General features: G+C 62.9%; 21 protein-coding genes and 1 tRNA gene. 17 read left to right on the plus strand and 5 right to left on the minus strand.

The window, feature by feature from the left end; translation table 11 throughout:
- The first annotated feature begins 16 nt into the window (after positions 1-16).
- The 3 genes from NKI79_RS19510 (at position 17) to NKI79_RS19520 (ending at position 3056) form a co-directional block, all read left to right on the plus strand.
- Entirely contained in the window at positions 17-901 is an 885-nt protein-coding gene (locus NKI79_RS19510) for a F0F1 ATP synthase subunit gamma (protein WP_352801579.1), read from the plus strand.
- A gap of 67 nt (positions 902-968) precedes the next feature.
- Positions 969-2534 carry a F0F1 ATP synthase subunit beta gene (atpD, locus tag NKI79_RS19515; RefSeq protein ID WP_254820455.1) on the plus strand — a complete coding sequence of 522 codons (1566 nt, stop codon included), beginning with the start codon at positions 969-971 and terminating at the stop codon, positions 2532-2534.
- 114 nt (positions 2535-2648) lie between these two features.
- Complete coding sequence (locus tag NKI79_RS19520; RefSeq protein WP_352701322.1) at positions 2649-3056, plus strand: F0F1 ATP synthase subunit epsilon; 408 nt, start codon at positions 2649-2651, stop codon at positions 3054-3056.
- A gap of 60 nt (positions 3057-3116) precedes the next feature.
- On the opposite strand, the gene uxuA is transcribed toward NKI79_RS19520, so the two are convergent.
- Positions 3117-4292, minus strand: coding sequence for a mannonate dehydratase (gene uxuA / locus NKI79_RS19525; protein WP_352701323.1), 1176 nt, complete (start codon positions 4290-4292; stop codon positions 3117-3119).
- A complete protein-coding gene (locus NKI79_RS19530; RefSeq protein ID WP_352803522.1) occupies positions 4289-5767 on the minus strand; it encodes a mannitol dehydrogenase family protein in 1479 nt (492 codons plus the stop codon). Before NKI79_RS19530 ends, uxuA begins: the two co-directional genes overlap by 4 nt.
- 175 nt (positions 5768-5942) lie before the next feature.
- Here NKI79_RS19530 and uxaC point away from each other — a divergent pair, with 175 nt between their 5' ends.
- From uxaC to recQ, 9 genes are all read left to right on the plus strand, one after another.
- Positions 5943-7352 carry a glucuronate isomerase gene (uxaC, locus tag NKI79_RS19535; RefSeq protein WP_352803524.1) on the plus strand — a complete coding sequence of 470 codons (1410 nt, stop codon included), beginning with the start codon at positions 5943-5945 and terminating at the stop codon, positions 7350-7352.
- Positions 7353-7392: 40 nt separating this feature from the next.
- Positions 7393-8370, plus strand: coding sequence for a TRAP transporter substrate-binding protein (locus tag NKI79_RS19540; protein WP_352479586.1), 978 nt, complete (start codon positions 7393-7395; stop codon positions 8368-8370).
- A gap of 103 nt (positions 8371-8473) precedes the next feature.
- Positions 8474-9001: a TRAP transporter small permease gene (locus NKI79_RS19545; protein WP_352803629.1), complete on the plus strand. Its 528-nt coding sequence runs from the start codon at positions 8474-8476 to the stop codon at positions 8999-9001.
- A gap of 4 nt (positions 9002-9005) precedes the next feature.
- The gene (locus tag NKI79_RS19550) at positions 9006-10286 is read left to right on the plus strand and encodes a TRAP transporter large permease (protein ID WP_352803527.1); all 1281 of its coding nucleotides are present in this window, start codon (positions 9006-9008) and stop codon (positions 10284-10286) included.
- Positions 10287-10296: 10 nt separating this feature from the next.
- On the plus strand, positions 10297-11073 hold the full coding sequence (locus tag NKI79_RS19555) for a FadR/GntR family transcriptional regulator (protein ID WP_254820462.1): 777 nt from the start codon (positions 10297-10299) through the stop codon (positions 11071-11073).
- A 28-nt stretch (positions 11074-11101) separates the two neighbouring features.
- Positions 11102-11959, plus strand: coding sequence for a 5-dehydro-4-deoxy-D-glucuronate isomerase (gene kduI, locus NKI79_RS19560; RefSeq protein ID WP_352803529.1), 858 nt, complete (start codon positions 11102-11104; stop codon positions 11957-11959).
- Complete coding sequence (gene kduD, locus NKI79_RS19565) at positions 11956-12723, plus strand: 2-dehydro-3-deoxy-D-gluconate 5-dehydrogenase KduD (protein ID WP_352504895.1); 768 nt, start codon at positions 11956-11958, stop codon at positions 12721-12723. Before kduI ends, kduD begins: the two co-directional genes overlap by 4 nt.
- Before the next feature lie 24 nt (positions 12724-12747).
- Positions 12748-13086 carry a cupin domain-containing protein gene (locus NKI79_RS19570; RefSeq protein WP_352803531.1) on the plus strand — a complete coding sequence of 113 codons (339 nt, stop codon included), beginning with the start codon at positions 12748-12750 and terminating at the stop codon, positions 13084-13086.
- Positions 13087-13450: 364 nt separating this feature from the next.
- Positions 13451-15289, plus strand: a complete 1839-nt coding sequence (recQ, locus tag NKI79_RS19575) for a DNA helicase RecQ (RefSeq protein WP_352803533.1) — start codon at positions 13451-13453, stop codon at positions 15287-15289.
- 21 nt (positions 15290-15310) lie between these two features.
- On the opposite strand, the gene NKI79_RS19580 is transcribed toward recQ, so the two are convergent.
- Both NKI79_RS19580 and NKI79_RS19585 read right to left on the minus strand, forming a co-directional pair.
- Positions 15311-15634, minus strand: a complete 324-nt coding sequence (locus NKI79_RS19580) for a hypothetical protein (protein WP_352803534.1) — start codon at positions 15632-15634, stop codon at positions 15311-15313.
- Positions 15635-15773: 139 nt separating this feature from the next.
- Positions 15774-16541 (minus strand): alpha/beta fold hydrolase, encoded by a 768-nt coding sequence (locus NKI79_RS19585; protein WP_352803632.1) that lies wholly within the window; start codon positions 16539-16541, stop codon positions 15774-15776.
- Between the two features lie 843 nt (positions 16542-17384).
- On the opposite strand from NKI79_RS19585, the gene NKI79_RS19590 reads away from it, so the two are divergent.
- On the plus strand, positions 17385-17984 hold the full coding sequence (locus NKI79_RS19590; protein WP_352803635.1) for a TetR/AcrR family transcriptional regulator: 600 nt from the start codon (positions 17385-17387) through the stop codon (positions 17982-17984).
- 77 nt (positions 17985-18061) lie between these two features.
- On the plus strand, positions 18062-18637 hold the full coding sequence (locus NKI79_RS19595) for a DUF308 domain-containing protein (protein WP_352479595.1): 576 nt from the start codon (positions 18062-18064) through the stop codon (positions 18635-18637).
- A gap of 73 nt (positions 18638-18710) precedes the next feature.
- Here NKI79_RS19595 and NKI79_RS19600 read toward each other — a convergent pair.
- A tRNA-Ser gene (locus NKI79_RS19600) sits at positions 18711-18800 on the minus strand.
- A 338-nt stretch (positions 18801-19138) separates the two neighbouring features.
- On the opposite strand from NKI79_RS19600, the gene NKI79_RS19605 reads away from it, so the two are divergent.
- The 3 genes from NKI79_RS19605 to NKI79_RS19615 all read left to right on the plus strand — a co-directional run bounded on the left by NKI79_RS19605 (position 19139) and on the right by NKI79_RS19615 (position 20917).
- Positions 19139-19846 carry a 50S ribosomal protein L21 gene (locus NKI79_RS19605; RefSeq protein ID WP_352803537.1) on the plus strand — a complete coding sequence of 236 codons (708 nt, stop codon included), beginning with the start codon at positions 19139-19141 and terminating at the stop codon, positions 19844-19846.
- 98 nt (positions 19847-19944) lie between these two features.
- On the plus strand, positions 19945-20214 hold the full coding sequence (rpmA, locus tag NKI79_RS19610) for a 50S ribosomal protein L27 (RefSeq protein ID WP_023678077.1): 270 nt from the start codon (positions 19945-19947) through the stop codon (positions 20212-20214).
- 115 nt (positions 20215-20329) lie between these two features.
- On the plus strand, positions 20330-20917 hold the full coding sequence (locus NKI79_RS19615) for a GNAT family N-acetyltransferase (RefSeq protein WP_254820471.1): 588 nt from the start codon (positions 20330-20332) through the stop codon (positions 20915-20917).
- Positions 20918-20977: the final 60 nt, after the last annotated feature.

Genomic DNA, 20977 nt, shown 5'->3' on the forward strand with positions numbered 1-20977 from the left:
GGATCAGGTTTGAAGCATGCCTTCGTTAAAAGACCTTCGTAACCGTATCGCCTCGGTCAAGGCGACGCAGAAGATCACCAAGGCGATGCAGATGGTCGCCGCGGCGAAGCTGCGTCGCGCGCAGGAAGCGGCGGAAGCGGCGCGTCCCTATTCGGAGCGCATGGGCGCGGTGCTGGCCAACATCACCCAGGCGATCGGCGACGGCGGCGATGCCCCGGCGCTGATGACCGGCACCGGCAAGGACGACGTGCATCTGCTTGTCGTCTGCACGGCCGAACGTGGTCTGTGCGGCGGCTTCAATTCGCAGATCGCCCGTTTTGCCCGCGACCACATCCGCAAGCTTCTGGCCGACGGCAAGCAGGTCAAGATCATCTGCGTCGGTAAGAAGGGGTTCGACATATTGCGCCGCGACTACGGGGCATTGATCATCGAGCGTGTCGATCTGCGCGAGGTCAAGACGCTGGGCTTCGTCAATGCCGATGCCATCGCCAAGAAGGTGATCCACCTGTTCAACGAAGGCGGCTTCGACATCTGCACGCTGTTCTATTCGCAGTTCAAGTCGGTGATCAGCCAGATCCCGACCGCGCAGCAAATTATCCCGGCGGGCGCGCCTTCGGCTGCCGCGGAAGTGAAGGATGGCGGCAGCGCTGTCTACGAATACGAGCCGGAGCCGGGCGAAATCCTCTCCGATCTCATCCCGCGCAACATTTCCGTGCAGGTTTTTCGCGCGCTGCTCGAGAATGCTGCCGGCGAGATGGGCGCCAAGATGAGCGCCATGGACAATGCGACGCGCAACGCCGGCGACATGATCAACAAATTGTCGATCACCTACAACCGCCAGCGGCAGGCGCAGATCACCAAGGAATTGATCGAAATCATTTCGGGCGCCGAGGCGCTCTAGGCACGCTCGCAAGGAGGTCATCGACCTCAAGCGTGTGAGAAACAAAGAGACGAAAAGGGTAAAGACGATGGCGAAAGCAGCGACCCCGAAGACGGCAGCCCCTAAGGCCGCGGCACCAGCAAAGGCTGCGGCGGCAAGCAAGGCCGCTCCGGCCAAGAAGGCGGCAGCAACCAAGGCCGCCGCTGTGAATACGCCGGCCGCCACCATCAAGAAAACCGGCCTGGCCGGCAAGGTTCGGCAGGTCATCGGCGCCGTTGTCGACGTCCAGTTCGGCGAACATCTGCCGGCGATCCTGAACGCGCTTGAGACGATCAACGTCGGCAATCGCCTGGTGCTCGAGGTTGCCCAGCATCTGGGCGAGAACACTGTGCGCTGCATCGCCATGGACTCGACCGAAGGGCTGGTCCGCGGCCAGGACGTCTATGACACCGGTGCACCGATTACCGTGCCGGTCGGCCCGGGCATGCTCGGCCGCATCATTAACGTCATCGGCGAGCCGGTCGACGAGGCAGGCCCAGTCGACGGCATCGAGATGCGCTCGATCCACCAGCCGGCGCCGACCTATGTCGAGCAGTCGACGGAAGCGCAGATCCTGGTCACCGGCATCAAGGTGCTCGACCTGCTGGCCCCCTATGCCCGCGGCGGCAAGATCGGCCTGTTCGGCGGCGCCGGCGTCGGCAAGACGGTGCTGATCCAGGAACTGATCAACAACGTCGCCAAGGCGCATGGCGGCTTCTCGGTGTTCGCCGGCGTCGGCGAGCGCACCCGCGAAGGCAACGACCTCTATCACGAGTTCATCGAGTCCGGCGTCAACAAGAAGGGCGGCGGCGAAGGATCCAAGGCGGCGCTCGTCTATGGCCAGATGAACGAGCCGCCGGGCGCCCGCGCCCGCGTCGGCCTGACCGGCTTGACGGTTGCCGAATATTTCCGCGACCAGGGCCAGGACGTGCTGTTCTTCGTCGACAACATCTTCCGCTTCACGCAGGCGGGTTCGGAAGTGTCGGCGCTGCTAGGCCGCATTCCTTCGGCCGTGGGCTACCAGCCGACGCTGGCCACCGACATGGGCGCGCTGCAGGAGCGTATTACCACGACGACCAAGGGCTCGATCACCTCGGTGCAGGCGATCTATGTGCCGGCCGACGACCTGACCGACCCGGCACCGGCGACCTCGTTCGCCCACCTCGACGCGACGACCGTGCTCAACCGCGCGATTTCGGAAAAGGGCATCTATCCCGCCGTCGATCCGCTCGATTCGACCTCGCGCATGCTCGACCCGATGGTCGTCGGCGAAGAGCATTACCAGGTCGCCCGCCAGGTGCAGTCGATTCTTCAGCGCTACAAGTCGCTGCAGGATATCATCGCCATCCTGGGCATGGACGAGCTGTCGGAAGAGGACAAGCAGACGGTTGCCCGCGCCCGCAAGATCGAGCGCTTCCTGTCGCAGCCCTTCTTCGTCGCCGAAGTGTTCACCGGCGCACCGGGCAAGCTGGTCGACCTCGCCGACACCATCAAGGGCTTCAAGGGCCTTTGCAACGGCGACTACGACCATCTGCCGGAGGCGGCCTTCTACATGGTCGGCGGCATCGAGGAAGCGGTCGAGAAGGCACAGCGCCTGGCCGCCGAAGCGGCTTAATTTAGGGAATAGGGAGTAGTCAGTAGTGGTTAGGAAATAGCAGTTGCGTGATGTGGGCCGGTTAGGGCCAGTTGCTACTGCCTAGTTTCCTATTCCCTACTCGCTAAATTGATCATGCCTGAAGCTTTCAAATTCGAACTGGTCTCGCCGGAGCGCCTCTTGGTTTCCGAGCAAGTCGAATCCGTCGTCATCCCGGGCGCCGAAGGCGAGATGACTGTCATGGCGCATCACGCCCCGGTCATGACCACAATCAAGCCGGGCGTCGTTACGCTGAAGACCGCGCAAGGCAAGGAAGAGCGCTATGTGGTGTTCGGCGGCTTTGCCGACATCGTTCCGGCCGGCTGCACGCTGCTGGCGGAATCGGCTGTGGCCGTCGGCGACATCGACCGCGCCGACCTTGCCCGCCGCATCCAAGAAGCAAAAGAAGACGCCGCCGACGCCAAGGACGATCAGACCCGCAGCAAGGCCGAGCAGTTCCTTAGCCAACTCACCACGCTCGAAGGCGCGCTGTTGCCGGCGTAAAGCGAACGTCATTCACGGGTTTTTGAAAGCCGGGCCTCGTCCGGCTTTTTGCTTACCTGCTTAGGTCAACATTTCCACTGCGCGCATGACGCCGCGCAGTTCGGCGAGGCCCTTCAGGCGGCCGATGCAGGAATAACCGGGGTTCACCTTCTTGCCGATGTCGTCGACGATGGCGTGGCCATGGTCGGGACGCATCGGGATCTGCCAGTCCGCCCTGCCTGCCGCCTTGCGCCGCCGCTCTTCGCCAATCAGCGCCGACACGACCGCCACCATGTCGGTGTCGCCGTCGAGGTGCTCGGCTTCGTGGAAGGAGCCGTCTGGCTCCTTGGTGACGTTGCGCAGATGGGCGAAATGGATGTTTTCGGCGAAGGCCTTGGCCATTGCCGGCAGATCGTTCTGCGCGCCCGCGCCGTAGGAGCCGGTGCACAGCGTCAACCCGTTGGCCGGCGAAGCGACGGCGTCGAGCAGCGCGCGGGCATCATTGGCGTTGGAAACGATGCGCGGCAGGCCGAACAGCGAAAAAGGTGGATCGTCGGGATGGATCGCCATCCTTACGCCGGCCTCTTCGGCCACCGGCACGATCTCGCGCAGGAAGGCAAACAGGTTTTCGCGCAGGCCTTCGGTGGAGACGTCCTTGTAGAGGTCGAGGGCGCGGCGGAAGCTTGCCCGATCGAAGATGAATTCGCGCGCCGGGACCCAGCCGATCAGGTTGCGCTCCAGCCTTGCCTTGTCGCTGTCGCTCATCCCTTGCAGTCGCACACGCGCGGCCTCGACGCGGGCCGGCGGGTGATCGGCCTCCGCCCCTTCTCGCTCAAGGATGAAGACGTCATAGGCGCAGAGCTCGACGACATCGAAGCGCAGCGCCGTGCCGCCATGCGGCATGGGATAATCGAGGTCTGTGCGCGTCCAGTCGGTGATCGCCATGAAATTATAGCAGACGGTATTGATCCCGGCGGCGGCGACGGAGCGGACCGACGCCTTGTAATTGTCGATCAGGGTGCGCCAGTTGCCGCTGCGGGTCTTGATGTCCTCATGAACGACGATGCTCTCGACCACATCCCAGGTCAGGCCTGCTGCCTCGATGTCGGCCTTGCGCCTGGCGATCTCGTCCGCCGGCCAGGCGCGGCCGTCATTGAGGTGATGCAGCGCACTGACGATGCCGACGGCGCCGGCTTGACGGACATGAGCAAGCGTCACCGGATCGTCTGGCCCGAACCAGCGCCAGGTTTGTCTCATGGCTTCTCACTCCGTATGCCAAGCGCCGCGAAGGCAGCGGCAGGTCCGCCCCGCCGCAGGCGCTCGAGATGGGCTGCTGTCAGATCGATCAGTGTCATGCGGTGGGAATGGTCTTTGGCGAAGCCGGCGAGATCGAATATCGCTGTCACCGTTTCATCAGCCGGCCGGCTGCCGAGCGCCGTAAGCGGAGTGTCGATCGGGTCGGTAAAATGGGCTTCCGGCAAGGTTTTGCCGCGCGCCTCGCAAGCGGCGATCCAGGCCGCCACCACCAGCATGAGATGCGCGGGCGGGTCACCGGCGCTCAGTCGATCGAGGGCCGAGGCGACTATGCGCTGCGGCAGCTTCTGGCTACCGTCATTGGCGATCTGCGCCGTGCGATGGGCGAGCGCGGTGTTCGAATAGCGTTCGGCGAGCTGGGCCGTGTAGCCGGCCGTATCGAGCCCGGCGTCCTGCGGCAGTGTCGGGATAGCCTCGGCCCATAGTCCGTCGACGAATTGCCGGATCGCCGGATCGGCAAAGGCGCGGTCGACCGTGTCGAAGCCGCTGAGCAGGCCGAGATAGGCGATTGCCGAATGCGAACCGTTGAGCAGCCGCAGCTTCATGTCCTCGAAGGGCCCGACGTCGCCGACCATGGTGACGCCGAACTTTTCCCAGACCGGCCTGCCTGCCGGGAAATCATCCTCGACCACCCATTGGCAGAACGGCTCGGTCATCACCGGCCAGGCATCCTCGACGCCGAGCTCGACGGCGATACGCGCCCGGTCGGCATCGGTGGTCGCCGGCACGATGCGGTCGACCATGCTTGACGGGAAGGCGACGCCGTCGGCGATGTGCCCGGCAAGGCCGGGATCGCGCAGTGCTGCGAATTCGACCAGCAGGCGGTGCAGCGTAGCGCCATTGGCCGGAAGGTTGTCGCAGCAGAGCACGGTGAAGGGCTTGATGCCGGCGAAACGGCGGCGCGACAGCGCTTCGGTGAGAAAACCATGCGCCGTCCGTGGCATTTGCGGGTTAGCCAAATCATGGACGATGTCCGGATGGGTGCTGTCCAGACCGCCGCCGGCTGCTCTCAGATAAGCCTTTTCGGTGATCGTGAGCGTGACGATGCGGGTGCGCTGATCTGTCAGAGCGGCGAGCACCGCAGCCGGATCTTCCGGCGCCACCAGCAGCGACAGGATCGAACCGATGACGCGCAGCTCTTCGCCGATGCTGCTCCTGATCGCCAGCGTGTAGAGACCATCCTGCGGCGCCAGTGCGTCGCGCGTGTCTGGACTGCGCAAGGACACGCCGACAATGCCCCAGTCCGCCTCTCCCGCCGCCAGGCAGTCGTCGACATAGGCCGCCTGATGGGCGCGATGGAACGCACCGACGCCGAGATGGACGATGCCCGGTGCGACGCCGCCGCGGGCGTAGCGCGGAACCGCGACCGAAGCCGGCAGTGCCTTCAGCGTGCTGTTGGAAAGGCGTCTATTGGTCATTGCGCCACGTGTCTGATCGAGATTGTTGGGTCCCTGCTGGCAGGCGGCGTAACACCCGATGCCGTCACGCACAATGGGCAATGGCCGACGAAAAGTCATCATACAACAACCCAGTTTTTGTATGTTGACATTATTTCTTTCCGACCCTACCGATGTCCGGGTTGGGAGGATTTACGTGGCCGCATTGACGGATCCGGATTTGCTGTTTGCCGCCGAGGCGCGCCCGCTTTCGCTGGCCCGCGATCTCTACGCCGCCGTCAAGGATCTGCCGATCGTCAGCCCGCACGGCCACACCGATCCGCGCTGGTATGCGCTCAACGAGGCGTTTCCCGATCCGGCGCAATTGCTGATCGTGCCGGACCACTACATTTTCCGCATGCTGTTCAGCCAGGGCGTTCGGCTTGAGGAGCTTGGGGTGCCGACGCTTGACGGCTCGCCGGTGGAGACCGACGGCAGAACGATCTGGCGGCGCTTCGCCGAGCATTATTACCTGTTTCGGGGTACGCCGACCCGGCTGTGGTTCGACCATGTGCTCGCCCATCTGTTCGGTATCGGCGAGCCGCTGAATGCCAAGACAGCCGACCGCCACTACGACACGATCGCGACGCTGCTGCAGCGTGAAGACTATCGCCCTCGGGCGCTGTTCGAGCGCTTCAACATCGAGGTCATCGCGACGACGGAGGGCGCGCTCGACGATCTCCAATGGCATCGAACGATCCGCGACAGCGGCTGGCAGGGCCGCGTCGTCACCGCCTACCGGCCGGATGCCGTCGTCGATCCCGATTTCGAAGGCTTCTCAGCCAATCTCGACCGGCTTGGCGACATCACCGGCTGCGACACCGGCAGCTGGACCGGCTATCTCGATGCGCATCGCCAGCGGCGCGCCTTCTTCAAGAGTTTCGGTGCGACGTCCTCCGATCACGGCCATCCGACGGCCGACACCGCCAATCTTTCGGATGCCGCCGCCGCGGAGCTGTTCAACCGTATCCGCCGGGGCTCGGACGACGAGCGCGAGCGAAAATTGTTTCGCGCCCAGATGCTGACCGAGATGGCCAAGATGAGTCGCGACGACGGGCTGGTCCTGCAGATCCATCCCGGCTCATGGCGCAATCATTCGCCTTCTATCTTTCAGAAGTTCGGCAGGGACAAAGGCTTCGACATCCCGACCCGCACCGATTATGTGACGGCGCTGAAGCCGCTGCTCGACTGCGTCGGGCTGGAGCGCGACCTCACCGTCATCCTCTTCACCCTCGACGAGACCAGCTATGCGCGCGAGCTGGCGCCGCTCGCCGGCGTCTACCCGGCATTGAAGCTCGGGCCGGCCTGGTGGTTCCACGACAGCCCCGAAGGCATGCGCAGGTTCCGTGAGATGACCACCGAAACCGCCGGTCTCTACAACACCGTCGGTTTCAACGACGACACCCGCGCCTTTCCATCCATACCGGCCCGCCATGATGTGGCGCGCCGGGTCGATTGCGCTTTTCTGGCGCGTCTCGTCACTGAGCATCGGCTCGGCGAAGATGAGGCGCACGAGCTGGCGCAGGAACTTGCCTATACGCTCGCGAAAAAGGCGTACCGGCTCTAACGGCGCTTGCCGCCATCGTTTCAAAAACGGGAGGAAACCAATGCTGCATTTTTCTAGACTGGCGGGAGCTACGCTAGTTGCCGCCGCACTGCTGGCCGGATCGGCAAGCGCCCAGACGGTCCTGCGCTCGTCCGACACCCACCCGGATGGCTATCCGACGGTCGAGGCGGTCAAATATTTCGGCGAGCTGGTGAAGGAGCGCACCGCCGGCCGCTATGTGGTCGAGATCTACCCTTCCGCGCAACTTGGCGAGGAAAAGGACACGATCGAGCAGGTGCGCACCGGCGTGATCGACCTCAACCGCGTCTCGATGGCGCCGTTCAACGGGCTCATCCCCGAGACCACCGTGCCCTCGCTGCCCTACATCTTCCGTTCGGAAGAGCATATGCACAAGGTCATGGACGGGGCGATCGGCGACCAGATCGCGGCAGCGTTCGACCAGGTCGGGCTGGTGTTGCTCGCGTTTTACGACGGCGGTGCCCGCTCCTTCTACAATTCGAAGAAGCCGATCAACACTGTAGCCGATATGGCCGGCATGAAGTTCCGCGTCATCCAGTCCGACATCTTCGTCGACATGGTGGCGGCACTCGGCGCCAACGCGACACCGATGCCTTATGGCGAAGTGTATTCGGCGATCGAGACCGGGGTCATCGACGGCGCGGAGAATAATTTTCCGAGCTACGACACTGCCAAGCACGCGGAAGTCGCCAAGTATTATTCGCTCGACGAGCACACGATGGTGCCGGAAGCCTTCGTCATGGCGAAGTCGAGCTGGGACAAGCTGACGCCGGAAGACCAGGCGATCTTCAAGGCGGCCGCCAAGGAAAGCGTCGCCAAGCAGCGCGAGCTGTGGACCGCCAAGGTCAAGGAATCGCGCGCCAAGGTCGAGGCGGCGGGTTCGCAGATCACGACGCCGGACAAGCAGCCCTTCATCGACGCGATGGGGCCGGTCTATGAGAAGCACGTCAAGGACGACAAGCTGAAGGCCATGGTCGAAGCCATCAAGGCCGTGCAGTGATCAAGCGGCGGCGCGGACATTCCGCGCCGCCATCCTCTTGCGGAGAAAACCGGTGACTTCCAGCCCAAAACCAAGACCGCTCCTGTCCGGCGTCGCGCAAGTGATGTCGCGCGTCAGCACGGCGGCGCTGTCGATCGCCGGCATCGGGCTGGTGCTGATGACCGCCTTCGTCGCATGGCAGGTGTTCGGCCGCTATGTTCTGAACCGCTCGCCGAGCTGGACCGAGCCGGGCTCGGTGATGCTGATGAGCTGGTTCATTTTCCTCGGCGCTGCCGTCGGTGTGCGCGAGAACTACCATCTTGGCTTCGACGTCCTGCTCTACGTGCTGCCGAAAGGCGGCAAGCGCTGGCTGCGGATGATTTCGGACCTCGTCGCGCTCGTCTTCGGCATCGGCATGATCTGGTATGGCAGCCAGCTGGTCGCATTGACCTGGGGCTCTACCTTGCCGTCACTCGGCATATCGGGGGGCTGGGACTACGTCCCGCTTGTCGCGGGAGGAGCGCTCATCGTGCTCTTCACGCTGGAGCGCATCGTGCTTCGCCTGTCCGGCGCGCCGATCGACGATGCCCTCGATGAACTGCCGCCGGCCGAAGTCGCGGCCGAACTCGACACCGCGAACGTGAAGGTCTGACGCCATGGAACTCTGGATTCTGTTCGGCGTCTTCACCCTGCTGATGCTTATCGGCACGCCGATCGCTTTCTGCCTCGGCGTCGCAAGCCTTGCCACCGTCCTCTATATGGGCCTGCCGCCGCTCATCGTATTCCAGCGACTGAATTCCGGCATGAGCGTCTTTTCGCTGCTGGCCATTCCGTTTTTCATCTACGCCGGCGACTTGATGGTGCGCGGCGGCATCGCCAGCAAGATCGTTGCCTTCGCCGGCTCGCTCGTCGGTCATTTGCGCGGCGGCCTCGGGCAGGTCAACATCGCCACCGCCACACTGTTCGGCGGCATTTCGGGCTCCGCGGTGGCGGAGGCAGCGGCGGTCGGCGGCCTGATGATCCCGCAGATGAAGGCGCGCGGCTATGGAGCGGACTACGCCGTCAACGTCACGTCGATGGCGGCGCTGATCGCGCTGCTGCTGCCGCCGTCGCACAACATGATCATCTACTCGATCTCGGCAGGCGGAAAGATCTCCATCGCCGATCTGTTCACGGCCGGTATCATCCCGGGCCTGCTATTGGCCCTGTCGCTGATGGTGACCGCCTATATCGTAGCGCGCTCCCGCGGCTATCCGACCGAGCCGTTTCCGGGCTTCACCGCCGTTGCGCATCTTTTCGCCGTTGCGGTGCCCGGCCTGCTGCTGATCGCGATCATCTTCGGCGGCGTGCGATCGGGCGTCTTCACCGCCACCGAGAGTTCCTGTATCGCCGTCATCTATGCGTTGCTGGTGACCATCTTCGTTTACCGGCAGATGACCTGGCAAGGTTTCGTTCATGCCACCTACGGCGCCGTGCGCACCACGGCCATGGTGCTGCTCATCATCGGCATGGCGGCGGCGTTCTCCTGGTTGATGGCCTTCCTGAAAGTGCCGGCAGCGCTCATCGCCTCCATGAACGCGATCTCGGACGATCCGCTGGTCGTGCTTCTCCTGCTCAACCTCCTGATGCTGTTCCTCGGCACCTTCATGGACATGGGGCCGACGATCATCATTTGCACGCCGATCTTCCTGCCAGTGGCGCAGGCCTACGGCGTCGATCCGGTGCATTTCGGTATCATCATGATCCTCAATTTCGGCATCGGGCTGAACACGCCGCCGGTGGGCGCGGTGCAGTTCGTGGCGTGCGCAGTGGGCAAGATATCCGTTTGGGAATCGATGCGCTCGATCTGGCCGTTCTATGGCGCAGGTCTCGTGGTGCTGGGGCTCGTCACTTACATTCCGGCCATTTCGCTGTGGCTGCCGAGCGTCTTCAAATAGGAGGTGCGACATGGCCTCAGACACCGCAGCCGGCCTCCGCGTCGAACGAAGACCGAAACTTTCGGAAACCGTCGTTGCGGCGATCCGCAAGCAACTGCAGGCGGGCGAGATCCAGCCAGGCCAGAAGCTGCCGACCGAGGGCCAGTTGACCGAGACCTTCGGGGTCAGCCGCACGGTGATACGCGAAGCGCTGGCCAAACTTGCCGCGGACGGCCTGGTCGAGCCGCGCCAAGGCGCCGGGGTCTTCGTCACCGAGCATATCTCGACAGCATTCGGTGCTCTTGCAGCGGAGATGGGCAGCAAGGATTCGATCGCCCTCAACGTGCTCGAAGTCAGGTTGGCGATCGAGATCGAATCCGCCGGGCTCGCTGCCATCCGCCGCAACGCCGCGCAGGAAGCGGCGATCCAGGAAGCCTTCTTCGAATTCGAACGGCTGCTCCTCAACAGCGAGCCGACGGGACCGGCCGACCTTGCTTTCCACCGCGCAATCGCCAGCGCCACCAACAATCCGTTCTATGTCGAGATGCTCGACGTGCTCGGCCGGCGCGCCATTCCTTGCGACGTGACCTCGCCATGGTCGACCGAGATCGCCCAATCGGACGCCTATCAGCGCGGCCTGCAACGTGAGCATCTGGTAATCCTCAAGGCCATCTCGGCAGGCGATGCCGAGGCGGCCCGGGAGGCGATGCGCGCGCATCTCGGTGCCAGCCAGCAGCGCTATCGCGAGCGCCTGCACGCGCGCCAGGTTTTTTATGCCGATTCGGTCAAGGCCGCGGGCACTGAATAAGCAATTGAGGCAGCCCCATGGGACAGCAATGAATCACACTGACAATCATACGGATTTCACCTCCCGCTTCGCCATCGATCCTGTTTCTGCCGCTGCCATGGGAACGGACGAGCTGCGACACAATTTTTTGATCGAGGACTTGTTCCGACCCGGCCGCATCGGCCTGACCTACACCCACTACGACCGCATGATCGTCGGCGGCGCCATGCCCGCCGGTACACCGCTGCCGCTGCAGGCGATCAAGCCGACCGGGACCAAGAATTTTCTCGACCGCCGTGAGATGATCATCGTCAATATCGCCGGTGCCGGCATCGTGAAAGCCGGCGGTCAATCCTACGAGCTGCAGGCGCGCGACATGCTCTATCTCGGCATGGGCACGGATGAGGTATCGTTCGCTGCGACCAATCCGGCGGCGCCGGCTAAATTCTACCTGCTCAGCGCGCCGGCGCATCAGGGCCATCCCAACCGGCTGATCCGCATCGGCGATGCCAAGCGGCTCGATCTCGGCAGCCAGGCGACCTCCAACGAGCGCTCGATCTTCCAGTTCATCCATGCCGATGGGGTAAAGACCTGTCAGCTTGTCGTCGGCATGACGCAGCTTGCCTCCGGTTCGGTCTGGAACACCATGCCATGCCATGTGCATGATCGGCGCATGGAAGTCTATCTCTATTTCGATCTGCCGGAGGCGGCGCGGGTGTTTCATTTCATGGGCGAGCCGGACGAAACGCGCCATCTCGTCATACGAAACGAGGAGGCGGTGCTGTCGCCGGGATGGTCGATCCATTCGGGCGCCGGCACCTCGAACTACGCCTTCATCTGGGCGATGGCCGGCGACAATGTCGACTATACCGACGTTGACCTGGTAATGATGGAGGAGCTCAGGTGAGCGACCTCTCTGCGTTCAGCCTTGCCGGCAAGCGCATCCTCGTTACCGGCGCCAATACCGGCATCGGCCAGGGCATCGCCGTGTCGATCGCGCGCGCCGGTGGCGCGGTGGTCGGCGTTGGCCGGTCGGCGATGGACGAGACGGCGGAGAAGATTGCGGCGGCCGGCGGCCGCTTCGAGGCGGTCCGCTGCGACCTTGGCGACGATGCCGCTGCCCAGGCGATGCTCGACCGCGTCTGGGATGATACGGGGCCGCTCGACGGCTTGGTCAACAATGCCGGCATCATCCGGCGTGCCGACGCGGTCGACTTGACCAAAGCCGACTGGGACGACGTCATCGGCGTCAATCTCAAGACGGTGTTCTTCCTCGGCCAGCGCTTTGCCAGGCGCGTCCTTGCCGAGCCGGGACGGCGTGGCAAGATCGTCAACATCGCCTCGGTACTGAGCTTTCAGGGCGGCATTCGTGTCGCCTCCTACACCGCCTCCAAACACGGCGTGCTCGGCATCACCCGGTTGCTGGCATGCGAATGGGCGGCAAAAGGCATCAATGTCAACGGTATTGCGCCGGGCTATATCGAAACCAACAACACCGAGGCGCTGCGCGCCGATCCCGACCGCAGCGCGTCGATCCTGGCGCGCATTCCGGCCGGGCGCTGGGGCGCGCCGGAAGACATCGGCGACGCAGCCGTCTTCCTGCTGGCGCCGGCATCGAACTATATGCATGGCGCGGTGATGCCGGTGGACGGCGGCTGGCTGGCGCGATGAACAACCAAAGATGAGAGTTTGGCGATGACCGGAACCAAAATCTTCTCGCATGCCGGTGAGGGCGCATGGACGCCGACGCCGGATGGCAACCGCAGACGCGTGCTCCTGCACACGGACGAGCTGATGATGGTCGAGTTCGGTTTCGACAAGGGTGGCGTCGGCGCGCTGCACTCGCACCCGCACGTCCAGGCGAGCTACGTCGCCGAAGGGCGCTTCGAGGTCACCATCGACGGCAGGACCGAGATCCTGGAAGTTGGAAGCAGCTTCATCGTTCCTTCCAACCTTGTCCATGGCGTCAAGGCGCTGCAGGCGGGACGACTGGTCGACAGCTTTACGCCGCACCGCGCCGATTTCCTCGACTGAGCTGCGGGCCCGAAGATCAGGCAGCCGGTTCTCAGAACGAAAAAACCCGCGCCTCCGGAGAGACGCGGGCGTGTTGCCTGGGCGCTTGTGGCGCCGCGGTACTCAAAACATCACCGCAGAACCTGAACCTGCCGAATGATGGTGAAGATAGGATTAACCGCTCCGAGGCGGTGCGATATTCACAGCCAAAGCGAATAGGGGCTGGAAGGACGGTCTGATATCGGCCAATGAGAGAGAAGTTCGCCTTGGGCGGTGCCGCGGACAGGACCAGAGGGGTCGATAAATGTTCGAATCTGCTGTCCAGGCAACCACCTGGCGATTCGCCGGCGAATTTCGGCAGGTCGTATCCCCGAAAGTTCCCTAAATGCAGATAGCGGCGAGCGTCCCGGTGGAGGATTCCAAGCGGCGCGTCCTGAAGGATGTATTCGGCTTCGATGATTTTCGTCTCGGCCAAGCGGCCGTGATGGAGGCGCTGCTGGCCGGGCATCATGTGCTGGCTGTCATGCCGACCGGCGCCGGCAAATCGCTCTGCTACCAGGTCCCGGCGCTGGTGCTGGGCGGGCTCACCATTGTCGTTTCGCCGCTGGTGGCCCTGATGCAGGATCAGGTCGCCGCATTGCGGCTTGCCGGTGTGGCGGCCGATACGATCAATTCCTCGCTCGACCGCGATGCCAATGTCGCTGCATGGCGTCGTGTCGCCGCAGGCCAGACGCGCCTGCTCTATCTTGCACCGGAGCGGCTGATGACCGTGCGAATGCTCGAGGCGTTGACCAAGCTCGATGTCCGGCTGATCGCCATCGACGAGGCACATTGCATCTCGCAATGGGGACCGGCGTTCCGGCGCGAATACGAAGAATTGTCGAGACTACGTGATATCTTCCCGAAAGTGCCGATCATTGCGCTGACGGCGACGGCGGACGAGACGACGCGCACCGACATTGCCGCGCAACTGTTCGACGGGCGCGTCGATACGGTGGTGCTCGGCTTCGACCGACCGAACATCAAGCTGGGCATTGAGCCCAAGCAGGACAGCAAGCGCCAATTGCTAAACTTCGTGCAGCGCCATGCAGGCCGCAGCGGGATCGTCTATTGCCTGTCGCGCAAAAAGACCGAAGAGATGGCGGCGTTCCTGGAGCGGAACGGCGTACGCGCGCTCGCCTATCATGCCGGAATGAGCAAGGACGCGCGTGAAGCGAATCAAAACGCTTTCATGACCTTGTCCGGTGTGGTGATGGTGGCGACCATCGCCTTTGGCATGGGGATCGACAAGCCGGACGTCGCCTATGTCTTCCACACCGACCTGCCGGGCAGCTTGGAGGCCTATTATCAGGAAATCGGACGGGCCGGCCGCGACGGGCGGGCGGCCGAGGCACATATGCTCTTCGGTCTCGGCGATATCCGCATGCGCCGGCTTTTCATCGAAGACGAGGACGCGCCGGCTGAGCACAAAAGGCGCGCGCATGGCCGGCTCGATACGCTGATCGGTTATTGCGAGACGACGCAGTGCCGCCGTCAGATCCTGCTTGGCTATTTCGGCGAGAGTGCTTCGCCTTGCGGCAATTGCGACAACTGCCTCGACCAGGGGCCGCATGCGGATGGCGAGGCGGAGGCGCGGATCATCCTGGCGGCGATCGCACAGACCGGCGAGCGCTTTGGCGCCGCCCATGTCGTCGATGTTCTGCTCGGCCATGAAACCGAGAAGGTCCTGGACAGGAACCACCACAGGCTTGCCAGCTTCGGCACCGGTGTCGCGCACAAGAAAAATGTGTGGCTGTCGCTGGTCCGCCAGCTCGTCGCGGGAGGGTTTCTGACATTGGACTCAACCGGCCATGGCGGCCTCGCCATTGCCGAGAAGGGCCGTGCGCTGGCTCGGGGCGAGGCATCGTTCCGGTATCGCGTGGACGCGCGCCAGCCATCGCGAGGCAAGATACGGACCGCACAGGATACCGCAGCAGGCACGGAAGGTCTGGATTCGGTGCTGCTGGCCGCGCTCAAGGCTGTACGGCTGCGTCTTGCCCGGGAACGCCAGGTGCCGGCCTTCGTGATCTTTTCGGATCGTACACTGATCGATATGGCCGAACGCTGCCCGCGTGATCTGGACGCCTTCGCCGCGGTCAACGGTGTCGGCGCCGCCAAGCTCAAGGATTTCGGCGAGATATTCCTCGGCGCGATCGCTGCGCATCAATCTGGTGTGGCGGGCTGAAGACCCACTTCAGTGACGCAATCAGCACCTGCTTCGCCTCGCCGCCGCAATCGCAGCCTCCTGCTGCCGCAAGCGCTCGATCTTCGCACTCTGGCGGGCAGCCACGGTCGAGGCGACACGCTGCCCTCCCAACAGCCAGCCCGGAATGTTGGTGTGGACGACTTTGCCACGAGCGATGGCTGTCGCCGACATTTCGTCGGCGACAGCGCCCATCGCCACGTTGAGCTCGACGCAACTCATCTTGTCGTATTTCGCAGCATCAAAGGATGCGGGCAAAGGCGATGCGCAACTTCCGACAAACATCAGGCTGCACATCAGAGGCGCGGCCGTGGAGATCGCCTTCATTCCCTTATCAAGCACGTTGATGCCGGACAGGCGGATTTTCGGAGGGCTCTCGATCTCAGGCCGCGAAGCGCTCCCGAGGTTCCGCGTAACTGAAGCATGTGACCTCTACAATACTCTGTGCTGACCGTCCTGTTTGTCTTCAAAGAATTCCGAGAGAACCGCTGCGATCTTGCCGGGGTGCTCTTCTGGGAAAAAGTGCCCGCCTTGGACAGCGCGTCCTTCCACTCTGTCGGCCCATTTCCTCCAGATAGCCAGCGGCCCGCCTTCTCTCGTGTACCAGTTCTCCAGGCCGCCTTCGCCACTCCATAGCGCCAGTAGCGGACACTCGATGCGACGACCGTTTGCCTCGTCCCAGCGCGTCATGTTCACGATCGATCGTCGCAGCGGCGCGATACTCTTCGCAGATGCCGTGAATATGCGCGGGATCGCGAAGCGCATCAACATAGGCGTCCCTGACCTCTTTGGAGACCATTTTCGCCGACGATCCCCACTGCGTTATTGCATCGTCGACGACGGCATCGGGAGCCGCGCCTATCAGACGCTCCGGCAGGGGCTCCGGCTGGGCAAGAAGGCTCCAGGGCCAGAAGCCGAGCGCCAGTCTGGCATCCGCCCGATCCCATGTTGCGGCGGTGGGGATGATGTCGAGGACGGCGATTTTGAGCACTTTGTCGGGATGGTCGAGCGCCACGCGATAGGCAACCCGCCCGCCACGGTCATGCCCGGCAACCATGAACCGCTCAAACCCCAGCTGCTTCATGGCCTGAACCATGTCGCCGGCCATGGCGCGCTTGGCGTATGGGCTATGATCGGCAGATGAAACCGGGCATCCGCTTTGCCCATAGCCTCGAAGGTCGGCGGCGACCACCGTGAAGCGGGGCGCCAAGGCTGCGGCGATATCCCTCCACATCAGATGCGTTTCTGGAAAACCGTGAAGAAGCAGCAGCGGCGGACCGGTGCCGCCGACCCTAGCGAAAATGGTCGTATCGTCCAGTCGCAAGCTGGTGGCTCTGAAACCTGCAAACACCGTCAGCCTCCTCGGGCGCCCTTAGACAAACTCTCCAAGGGCGCTAACGGCCGCCTGAGGCGAAAACCCCGGCCGCAATGGCCAGGGTTCAAGCCGGCCAGTTGCTAGAATCGAAACCAGACCCACACGCGCCTGCGGAAGCACCGCCTGCGCCGATAGCCATTTCGCCAGTAGACGCGACAGACCCTTCTCCAAGCACGCCGGCGGCGCCGACGCGGCCGGTGCCACCGGCGATGATAGACTGGTTGCAACTCGGCTTGAGTTTCGTCGTCGTCGAAGGTCTCGACATCCGGCGCCTCGAGTTCATCGAGAATGCCGCTTCTGGCAGTTGGAACGCCGGCCACTGCGTTGATTGGCCGAACTGTGCTTGCAAGGGCCGCGGCCCCGGCAATGCCAAACATTCCTGTCAAAAATAGTCGCCGATCCATGGAAACCTCCCAGTCTTCAACCAGCGATAGAACAAGGCTAACGATGGGGAGATAGCGCAGTCGGTGCAAACGCCTAGTGCCGCCCGGCGATCGCAATGATCCGGTCGACCGGAGGGCGTTGCCCTCCTCCCCGAAGTGGGATGGCTACCTCGATCGACAAACACCCGGCGCTTTCTGAATTTATGGCGAGCCGAGATCAACGAAGATCGAATGACGTCTACGCCAAAGCCACCCAATTTCACGCTACTCGCTTTGCAAGTAGGCTTGACGGCCATCCTACCAGAAGGTAGGTATGGGCATGAGCAACTTGTCTACCACCTCTGACGACATCCTGGCTTGTGCGCGTTCTCTGATCGTCGCTGGCGGCTACAACGGTTTCAGTTATGCCGACATCGCTGTTGTGGTCGGGATCCGTAAGGCGAGCATCCATCACCATTTCCCAAGCAAAGTCGATCTGGTTCGGACGCTGGTTGCGCGGTATCGGGAAGAAGCTGAAGCGGGGATGGCAAATGTCGAACTTCACGAATCCGATCCGCTCGAACAGTTGCGGATCTATGCCGGGTATTGGGAAGCCTGCATTGCGGACGCCAGCGCCCCGTTTTGTATCTGCGCGCTGTTGGCAAGCGAGCTCCCCGTTCTGCCCGAGGAAGTCCGCCTTGAGGTCCGGGCGCATTTCCGCTCCCTGTCGGCTTGGCTTACATCCGTGCTGGAGCGCGGCGCGCGGCGCGGCCAATTTCAACTGATGAGTACCCCTCGCGCCGAGGCTGAAGCGTTCATGGCGACTGTCCACGGCGCGATGCTTTCGGCACGGGCCTATGGCGACCCGACGATATTCGGCGTCATAACAGGCCCGCTCCTGGAGCGGCTCGCTCCGCGTTCCCTCCACATACGACACTAAGATCTCAACCAACCATAGCCGTAACGGCTCCGCGACGTTCGTCAAGACTCTCTACCTACTAGTCGAAAGGACATCCAATGACGGTTCACAATCGCGATCTTTCCCGTGCCAGCCAGGAACAATGGCTCAAGCTCTATTACTTCGCTCGGACGGCGTTCTCGGCTGCCTGGGTGGCGGCTGCCTTTACGGTGGGACAGAATTCCGGGGAGATCGCGGCGGTGTTACTCGTGGCTTATCCTGCATGGGATGCCCTGGCCAATTTTGTCGACGCATCGCGCAGCGGAGGATTGGGACAGAATCGCACGCAGACCATCAACGTCGTGGTCAGTGTGGCGACAACGCTCGCGGTCGTTGTTGCGCTGAAGATGAGCATGAATTGGGTGCTCGGGGTGTTCGGCCTATGGGCGATCCTGTCCGGCCTGCTTCAACTCGGCACCGCTGTCCGCCGTTGGAAGAGCTCTGGTGCACAGTGGGCGATGATCCTGAGCGGAGGGCAATCAGCGCTGGCAGGCACCTTTTTCATCGTGCAGGCGCGGATGCCGATGCCGCCATCCATCAGCAACGTGGCCGGCTATGCCGCAGTAGGCGCCCTCTACTTTCTGGTTTCGGCGGTGTGGCTAAGTGTGAGCCAATTGCGGCGGAAGGCTGCATAGGCCGCGATCTTAAGCCATTACCGGCGCGATGAGAGATGCAGTTATCTATGGCTCGGGTCGTACCATTCGGAAGTGGCGGAGAGGGAGGGATTCGAACCCCCGATGGGCTTGCACCCATGCCGCATTTCGAGTGCGGTGCATTCGACCACTCTGCCACCTCTCCGCGGTCATGGTCCGCCGTTGCCGGCGCGGCGCACTAGATAACGGCTGGACAGGCAGGTTACAAGGGCCAATCTGCCCCGTCGCCGCAGCTTCTGTCCCTGCTTCCTTCGAGCCTCCGGCAGCCGCTGCTCGATATTTGCAAGGACTGGGCTCAACCCGTTTGCAGCTTGCCCGCGGCGCTTGCCTTGACTCAAACCGAACCTTCGGTTAGGGACAGCGCGCAATCGGCGTGGAGGGATCTTCCGCGCCGCTTGTTTTTTGAACCCGCAGACTGACAAAAAGACGGCCGAACCGCCTTAGGCGGTTCATCAAGGCCGACCGAACAGCGAAAGGCAAAAAATGTTCGCAGTCATCAAAACGGGCGGCAAGCAGTATCGCGTTGCCGCCAACGATCTCCTGAAGATCGAAAAACTCGAAGCCAATGTCGGCGATATCGTCGAGATCGGCCAGGTGCTCGCGCATGGCGAGGGCGAGAACGTCACGTTCGGTGCGCCGTTCGTCGACGGCGCCTTGGTCACCGCCGAAGTCGTCGAACAGGGCAAGAACCGCACTGTCATCGCCTTCAAGAAGCGCCGCCGGCAGAATTCGCGCCGCAAGATCGGCCATCGCCAGCTTTTGACCACCGTCAGGATCGCCGAGATCCTGCTGGATGGCGCCAAGCCGGCGAAGAAGGCCGCCGCCAAGACCGAAGCGAAGGCCGAGGTTGCAGCCAAGACCGAGGCGAAGGCTGAAGCCGCGCCGAAGGCCGAAGGCAAGGCAGAGGCTGCGCCGAAGAAGGAAGCCAAGGCTGAGACGACCGAGGCCAAGGCAACCGAAACCGCCGCTCCGCTGTTCAAGGCACCGAAGGGCGAACCCGACGATCTGACCGTGATCAAGGGCATCGGTCCGGTTGCAGCCGGCCAGCTCAACGAACAGGGCATCACGACCTTCGCACAGATCGCGAAACTGTCCGACAAGGATGTCGCCAAGATCGACGAGCACATGCCGTTCAGCGCCGACCAGATCAAGGACTGGCGCGAGCAGGCCAAGGAATTGGCGAAAAAGTAAAACGAACCGGCGCAATCGTCGCCGGATCGGACTTGAAACGGAACGCGAACGCGTTCATAAGATCGTTTAGGCGCCTCACGGCGCATCGGAGTAGTTAGATGGCACACAAGAAAGCTGGCGGATCGTCGCGCAACGGTCGCGACTCCCATTCCAAGCGACTCGGCGTGAAGAAGTTTGGCGGCGAAGCCGTGATTCCGGGCAACATCATCATTCGTCAGCGTGGCACGACGTGGCATCCCGGCACCAATGTCGGCATTGGCACGGACCACACGCTGTTTGCGCTCGAAGCTGGCGCAGTCACCTTCAACAAAAAAGCCAATGGCCGAACCTACGTATCGGTGAACCCGATGACGAAGGCAGCGGAGTAGCCGGTTCCGCACGAGAACACCGGCACCCATCTCGGGACCGGTGTCTGGCCAAGCCAGGAAAAGGATCAGGGGAGATGGGTTTCCATCTCCCTTTTTTCTTGCCTGGAGGACTGACATGGTTGCCGAAGCGGAAGACTCAGACGACGAAAGTTACACGATAGATTGCCCGGTGCTCGCGACCGAGCGGCTGGTCATGCGTGCCCCGCGTGAAAGCGACATCGAGCAATTGGTGGCGCTCGCCGACAACCGCCATGTCGCGGAAATGCTGGCTCGCATGCCGCATCCCTATGGCGAGGCGGAGGCACGCGCTTTCCTGGCTATGACGGCATCGCGCCGGGCTGGAATCGCCTATGCGTTGACGCTGGCCGGCACCGAGACCTTCGTCGGCTGTGCCGGACTCAACACAACGGATCGCGGGCTGGAGCTCGGCTACTGGATCGGCGAGCCGTACTGGAAACGCGGCTACGCGACGGAGGCAGCGCACGCACTGGTCGACCTTGCCTTCCAGAGAACCACGATCCAGGTGCTGCACGCCTCGACGCGGGTTATCAATCCGGCCTCGCGCCGCGTCATCCACAAATGCGGCTTCCAGTATGCCGGCCAGGGCATGCTGAATTCGATCGTTGCCGGTCAGGTGCCGGTCGAACGCTACCGCCTCGATCGCAAGACCTGGACCAGTCTCAGGAACTGGGTGCATTTTTGAGGCATGTCGATATTCAGGTGATGCCGGCCTGCGAATGGCGGCTTCCTGCGCTTCCGGTGC

This window comes from Mesorhizobium sp. M0340 (genome assembly GCF_040321535.1).
Taxonomy (GTDB): domain Bacteria; phylum Pseudomonadota; class Alphaproteobacteria; order Rhizobiales; family Rhizobiaceae; genus Mesorhizobium.

Coding starts and splice junctions, on each gene's coding strand:
- NKI79_RS19510 (WP_352801579.1), top strand. CDS start 17: ATGCCTTCGTTAAAAGACCTTCGTAACCGTATCGCCTCGGTCAAGGCG.
- atpD (WP_254820455.1), top strand. CDS start 969: ATGGCGAAAGCAGCGACCCCGAAGACGGCAGCCCCTAAGGCCGCGGCA.
- NKI79_RS19520 (WP_352701322.1), top strand. CDS start 2,649: ATGCCTGAAGCTTTCAAATTCGAACTGGTCTCGCCGGAGCGCCTCTTG.
- uxuA (WP_352701323.1), bottom strand. CDS start 4,292: ATGAGACAAACCTGGCGCTGGTTCGGGCCAGACGATCCGGTGACGCTT.
- NKI79_RS19530 (WP_352803522.1), bottom strand. CDS start 5,767: ATGACCAATAGACGCCTTTCCAACAGCACGCTGAAGGCACTGCCGGCT.
- NKI79_RS19540 (WP_352479586.1), top strand. CDS start 7,393: ATGCTGCATTTTTCTAGACTGGCGGGAGCTACGCTAGTTGCCGCCGCA.
- NKI79_RS19545 (WP_352803629.1), top strand. CDS start 8,474: ATGTCGCGCGTCAGCACGGCGGCGCTGTCGATCGCCGGCATCGGGCTG.
- NKI79_RS19550 (WP_352803527.1), top strand. CDS start 9,006: ATGGAACTCTGGATTCTGTTCGGCGTCTTCACCCTGCTGATGCTTATC.
- NKI79_RS19555 (WP_254820462.1), top strand. CDS start 10,297: ATGGCCTCAGACACCGCAGCCGGCCTCCGCGTCGAACGAAGACCGAAA.
- kduI (WP_352803529.1), top strand. CDS start 11,102: ATGAATCACACTGACAATCATACGGATTTCACCTCCCGCTTCGCCATC.
- NKI79_RS19570 (WP_352803531.1), top strand. CDS start 12,748: ATGACCGGAACCAAAATCTTCTCGCATGCCGGTGAGGGCGCATGGACG.
- recQ (WP_352803533.1), top strand. CDS start 13,451: ATGCAGATAGCGGCGAGCGTCCCGGTGGAGGATTCCAAGCGGCGCGTC.
- NKI79_RS19580 (WP_352803534.1), bottom strand. CDS start 15,634: ATGAAGGCGATCTCCACGGCCGCGCCTCTGATGTGCAGCCTGATGTTT.
- NKI79_RS19585 (WP_352803632.1), bottom strand. CDS start 16,541: ATGTGGAGGGATATCGCCGCAGCCTTGGCGCCCCGCTTCACGGTGGTC.
- NKI79_RS19590 (WP_352803635.1), top strand. CDS start 17,385: ATGAGCAACTTGTCTACCACCTCTGACGACATCCTGGCTTGTGCGCGT.
- NKI79_RS19595 (WP_352479595.1), top strand. CDS start 18,062: ATGACGGTTCACAATCGCGATCTTTCCCGTGCCAGCCAGGAACAATGG.
- NKI79_RS19605 (WP_352803537.1), top strand. CDS start 19,139: ATGTTCGCAGTCATCAAAACGGGCGGCAAGCAGTATCGCGTTGCCGCC.
- rpmA (WP_023678077.1), top strand. CDS start 19,945: ATGGCACACAAGAAAGCTGGCGGATCGTCGCGCAACGGTCGCGACTCC.
- NKI79_RS19615 (WP_254820471.1), top strand. CDS start 20,330: ATGGTTGCCGAAGCGGAAGACTCAGACGACGAAAGTTACACGATAGAT.